This window comes from Curtobacterium sp. NPDC088465 (genome assembly GCF_044753165.1).
In the GTDB taxonomy this organism is placed as follows: Bacteria; Actinomycetota; Actinomycetes; order Actinomycetales; family Microbacteriaceae; genus Curtobacterium.
In genome coordinates this window covers 1-1,408 of record NZ_JBIVMR010000010.1, presented here as the reverse complement: position 1 = coordinate 1,408, position 1,408 = coordinate 1, and the positions used below count along the sequence as shown (strand labels likewise).

1 protein-coding gene is annotated in these 1,408 nt (G+C 69.7%); it reads left to right on the top strand.

Annotation, left to right across the window (positions count from 1 at the left end; all coding sequences use genetic code 11):
• Positions 1–205 precede the first annotated feature (205 nt).
• The gene (locus ACIP6W_RS16285; RefSeq protein WP_209686106.1) at positions 206–1,072 is read left to right on the top strand and encodes a GNAT family N-acetyltransferase; all 867 of its coding nucleotides are present in this window, start codon (positions 206–208) and stop codon (positions 1,070–1,072) included.
• The last annotated feature ends 336 nt before the right edge of the window (positions 1,073–1,408 follow it).

Sequence of the window (1,408 nt, the reverse complement as noted above, 5' to 3'; positions counted from 1 at the left end):
AAGGGGGACCTTGTGGGAGAGTAGGACGCCGCCGGACTCAACTTCAGCAACACCAGGAAACCCCTGACCGTGATCGGTCAGGGGTTTCCTGCGTTTCCGGGCCGACCCGCACACCGCCACCGCCCTCGACTGCTCGGGCCGTGCGGGCGAGCGCAGCGGCGATCGCACGCTGGCGCGATTGCACGCGATCGGTCACCATCAGAACGTGGCACGACACGTCGGTGATCTGTTCCGGGACGAGCCTGACCAGTGGGGCTGGCGCGGTGACCCGTGGCTGTGGCGAGCTCTCGGTGAGCGGTTCGCGCACGTCACGCTCCCGAGCACGCGAGGTGAGCTCGACGGCATGCTGCGGTGGGGCTTTGCGGCGGAGGTCGGTCGTGCGATGTCGGGAGACGCCGGCGCAGGGGTGTTCGTCGAGCGCTTCGCACACGGCGGGATGTCTTCCGGGCACGTGTCGCCCTCGTGGTGGTCGGCGACCGGCGTGCCCCTCCTCCTGGGGCGGGCCGGTCTCCCGGGTCTCCGGTACGTCGTGCGGAGCACGGTCGAGCAGGACTGGCGGTCGGTGCGAGCGCTCCGGCTCGAGAACGCGGCGGAGAACCCGGTGTCGTACGGCGCCGACCTCCGGACCACCCTCGCGATGACCGAGGACGACTGGCGGCTGCGGGCGCGGCGCGGTACCGGGCGGGACACCACTGCTGTCGTGGCAGTCGCGGAGGACGGGGCGTGGCTGGGGATCATGGCCGCTCAGCTGCCGGCTGACGAGGAGCCTGCCGCGCTGCTCACGGGGGTGTTCGTCCGTCCTCGAGCGCGGGGCCGGGCGAACGGCGTGGCGGACGCGCTCCTCGCGGAGGTCCTCAGCTGGGCAGCCCTCCGTGCCCCGTCGATCCGACTCTGGGTGGACTGCGCTCCGGACGGTGCGCCGGCGCGGGGCTTCTACGCTCGCCACGGCTTCCGCAGGACGGGACGCCGGCGCGCGGCCGACGGGTTGCCGAACGCCGTCATCGAAGAGATGGCGACTGCACTCGAGCTCCCGACCGTCCACGGAAGCAGCGGAGAACCGGGCGAGGAGTGAGTCGGTCGCAACGCTGCAACGCGTCCGCTCATCGCCCGACACGCCCGAGATGTGGCCCCACTTGGCAGCGCGTTCACCTCCGCGTAAAGTTGTACCTCGTTGCCGCTGAGGCGGAGAACGGAACGGCCGAGACGGTCACCAGGGCGAGTACCTGGAGATGCAGTCCGGACGGGGTCCCGCTCGGCAACCAACCACCACCCTGACGAGCTGCAAGGTTCGGCGGATGGTGTCGAGAATCCAAGCCCCTCTGGCGGAGCTCCTTCGTGGAGTCGAGTGGGGGGTGCGTCTGGTCCTTGAGAACTCAACAGCGTGCACATTGTCAATGCCAATTATTTT